Annotated in this window: 3 protein-coding genes; 2 read left to right on the forward strand and 1 reads right to left on the reverse strand. The window is 36.7% G+C overall.

The features are described 5' to 3' along the window. Window positions 1-801 precede the first annotated feature (801 nt). Both dnaX and holA read left to right on the forward strand, forming a co-directional pair. Complete coding sequence (dnaX, locus tag A0J48_RS25950; protein ID WP_200327456.1) at window positions 802-2331, forward strand: DNA polymerase III subunit gamma/tau; 1530 nt, start codon at window positions 802-804, stop codon at window positions 2329-2331. Further along, complete coding sequence (gene holA / locus A0J48_RS25955) at window positions 2328-3323, forward strand: DNA polymerase III subunit delta (RefSeq protein ID WP_200327457.1); 996 nt, start codon at window positions 2328-2330, stop codon at window positions 3321-3323. The genes dnaX and holA overlap by 4 nt, the downstream gene beginning before the upstream one ends. A gap of 105 nt (window positions 3324-3428) precedes the next feature. Here the strand turns inward: holA and A0J48_RS25960 are convergent. After that, on the reverse strand, window positions 3429-4055 hold a 627-nt coding region (locus A0J48_RS25960), incomplete at its 5' end, for a hypothetical protein (RefSeq protein WP_234301173.1).

Here is a 4055-nt window from a genome sequence, read left to right on the forward strand (position 1 = left end):
GCTGATTACTGATAGCTGAATACTTACAATTGTCAAATTCTTTGTTAAACTTCTTCATCAGTACAGTTGATTAAGTTTAATTAGGTTTAAATAATACAGCCGATTTGAGGTAAATGAGTTACAAATTTTATTAAGTAGTCGTGCAAAATAAATTTCATAGTTAGGAGAGGGAACAGGGAACAGGGAACAGGTAAGGTTTACAAAGATTTTTGTTTCAATAACTATGTGCAATTAATTTTGCCTGGGTACTTAACACAGATTTATGCGAAAAGATTTTATCAATTGATAATTGACAATTGACAATTAATTGTTTAATTCAAGGGTTAAAACCTTCCCTTTCAATGGGGAAAAACCCAAAAAATCCGCTTTTTCAATCCTCTGACTTTAAGGGAGAGGTCATTGTCAATTATTCATTGTTAATTGTCCATTATTGAAACTTTTTTTATGTTAAAAGTTCTCTAGTCCTGATTGTATCAATTCTGTACGAATTATTTTTACTATAGCAATCCTACCCCAAATGTTAGAAAATACTGAGAGAAAAATCCTTATTTTATAGACATTTGAGGTGTATTGAACTCTCACATATCATTTAGGATTGCTATATGTTGTCAGCTAAAATTTCATATAAGATTCATTTTTGTGTTGATTTATAACAAAAAGATGTTAAATTATATTAGTTAACAAAACAACTTTATCAACTTTTTTTCTGTGCATCATTAATCTAAAAACATCTATAAATTTCAACTAATATCCTATCCCCTTAACAGGGGCAAGGGCGACGAATTAAGATGAATAAATCCTATGTCTACAGTCGCCTTACATCAAAAATATCGTCCCCAAACTTTAGCAGAATTAGTTGGACAACCATACATCAAAACTGCTTTGACTAATGCTGTCAAACACTCACAAATTGCCCCAGCTTATTTGTTCACAGGTTCTAGAGGTACTGGTAAAACTTCCTCTGCACGCATATTTGCTAAATCTCTCAATTGTCTAAATAGCAAAAAACCAACTGATAAACCTTGTGGAATTTGTCAATCTTGTCGTTCAATTGAAACTAGCAATAGTCTAGATGTAAGTGAAATTGATGCTGCTTCTAATAATGGTGTGGATGATGCTCGTGCTTTAATTGAACGCTGTACTTTAGCACCAGTGGCAGGACGTTATCGAATTTTTATTCTTGATGAATGTCACTGTTTAACCGGTAACGCCTTCAATGCTTTACTCAAATGTATTGAAGAACCACCACCTCATGTAGTTTTCATTCTCTGCACTACAGAACAGCATAAGGTTTTACCTACTATTATCAGCCGTTGTCAGGTGTTTAATTTCCGCACTTTATCCATTAAAACTATTGTGCAGCATCTCCGTATTATAGCAGATGCGGAATCTATTTCTATTAATGAAGAGGCATTGAGTGCGATCGCTCGACTCAGTGATGGTGGTTTACGAGATGCGTTGCAATTACTCGGTCAAGCTAGTCTTTTGCATACAGATATCGCTGCCCATCATGTCATGGAAATTGCTGGAGGTGTGACAGAAGCAGAGTTAATCGCTATTTTACAGGCTATCTCCACCAACAACACGTTTAACTTGCTGCAAGTCGCAAGAGAATTGGTAGACTCTGGGAAAACGCCCAAATTGATTATCTCAAACTTACTGCAAACATACCGTGATTTATTAATTATCAAATCTGCACCGAAGGAACAAGCTTTGCTGACTGGTTGTGTCAGTTATGCCCAACTCAAAACGTTTGCTAAACACTGGAATTTTGAGAGTCTGAATTTGTCTTTAGCAGAGTTACAGAAAGCGGAAAATTATCTGCGGTATACGGTAAATGCGGGCGTGTGGCTGGAGGTTTGTTTACTCAATTTGCTGCCTGGTTTATTGCCTGTGGGAACAACGAAAACCAATGTGAAACAAGGGCATGATAACAGATTGTTACCTACATTCGGCACGTACACCATCAACAAGAGAAGTGAGAAACCTGGAAATGGGGGTGAGGATAGTTTGTTACCAACAGTTGTAAGTAATACTGCTAATACTACCGACCTACTTAATACCGATAATACAGCTAATTTGGCGCAAATTTGGCAGCAGGTGATGGATAAGGCTAAACCAAATCATCAAAAGCTGTTGGCTCATGGTCATTTGGTGAAATTGCAAGGGTCTAAGGCAATTTTAGAGGTGACACCAGCTTATCAGAAAAAGTTTGAGAATGGTAAAGAGGCGATCGCTAAGATGTTGCAACGAGCTACCCAAAGTCCAAAACCTCTAACTGTGTTGATTAAGACAAGCAATCACAGTCATAATGGGAGGGTGAAAGCATGATAGTCTTACTCACTGGTGATGACCAACACGCGATTCAGTCACAGCTAAACCAGTACAAAGCAGAGATTGATTGCCAATGGCTGACTCTATGCTATCACCGATTTTCAGATGGTCAGCTTGATAAGGCTTTGAGTGTAGCTCGTACTCGTTCCCTGACTGATGGTAAAAAACTGGTAATTGTGGAAAATTGCCACCTCAAGCAGTGGGGTGATACGGAGTTAGAAACTTTGCAACAGTTGGTGCAAGTGCCTGATTCAACTATTTTGGTGTTTGTGGCTAATAATGTGGATAAGCGGCTGAAGGTCTACAAACATCTGGTCAAGTATGGGAAGTTGTTGGAGTTTGCATTGATACCACCTTGGCGGCACGATTTGATTGAACAGGCGATAGTTTCCCTTGCTGCAAGACTCTACACGAACACCACGGATAATGCTGTTACAGCTAAGAAAATTAAACTGCTGTTGTCAGAGGAGGCGGTGACATATTTAGCACAAGCTATTGGTAATGATATGACCCGTGCTGCTTCTGAGTTACGCAAACTGTCTATCTATGCTCAGGGTAGAAAATTGGAGCTTGGGGAGGTACAGGAGTTAGTGCCATGTCAAACTCAGAATAGCCTACAATTGGCTGCGGCTATGCGTGAAGGAAAAAGCCATGAAGTTTTGCAATTGTTGGATGATTTACTGTCTCGTTCTCAACCTTTAATGGTGATTGTCAGCACTATTTTAACGCAGTTTAGAACTTGGTTATGGGTGAAGTCTGCGATGGTTTCTGGGGTGAAGAAGGATGGTGAATTAGCTCAATTGTGTAATATCAGTAATCCTCGTCGGGTTTATTATTTGCGTCAGGAGGTAGCGAATACAAGTATCAATGCTTTGGCTAGGGCGGTGACTATGATTTTGGATTTGGAGATGTCTATTAAGAGGGGTGCTGATGGTAGGGATTTGTTGGTGGTGATTCTTGGTGTTTGTAGGTTGTTTCAGGTGGTTTAATTAGGAGGAAGTTGAGGGATAATTTTGGATTTTGGATTGGATGTTTAAGGTCGATCTAAAATCCAACTTCATTGATAATAATATTAGTATATATTCTTGAGTTGTTTAATTAGGATGGTGTATTAAAAAATCAGCTATTTCATCTGATAGTCTTCTTGCACCTACAGCGTCAATTTCTTGTAATTGACCCAGCAATGCTATTAAACCCCTACGTTGAGATTGATTATTTATAATCCAATTTTTATCTGAATCCCAAAGTTCAGCAATAACTTGAACTAAAAGCTCACTTTCATCATTTCTGCTATTTGGTAAAAGTTCCTGATGTTGGATTAGAAATTTAAATAATACACGCCGTAATTGTTTATTTACTGGGATTTTAGCTAACACATACAATTTTTTTCTTATTCTCCCATTAGAAAATAATAAATTAGCAAACTTTTCAGAAAAATCTGTTAAATCTTGATCTATATCAATAGTATTTTTGAGTTTTTCAATGAATTTACCCGATAATAAATCAACTAACTTTTCCCAAACATCTATATTATTACCAATAATTGTTAAATTACAAATTTTATCATTTATAAATTCTCCAATAGTATATGCTATTTTCTTTCTGAATGACTTATCAATCGTCCAGTAACTTATCGTGTCTACCATATGACCTAAATCAATATATTCTACTACTTCCAAAGTCTCCATCACATTAATACATTGGTCAATAATTATCTTATT

It is taken from the genome of Sphaerospermopsis aphanizomenoides BCCUSP55 (assembly GCF_001586785.1).
Lineage (GTDB): Bacteria > Cyanobacteriota > Cyanobacteriia > Cyanobacteriales > Nostocaceae > Sphaerospermopsis_A > Sphaerospermopsis_A aphanizomenoides_A.

Bases quoted from the DNA above. Each gene is read 5' to 3' on its own strand.
- dnaX (WP_200327456.1), top strand. From the start codon at position 802: ATGTCTACAGTCGCCTTACATCAAAAATATCGTCCCCAAACTTTAGCA.
- holA (WP_200327457.1), top strand. From the start codon at position 2,328: ATGATAGTCTTACTCACTGGTGATGACCAACACGCGATTCAGTCACAG.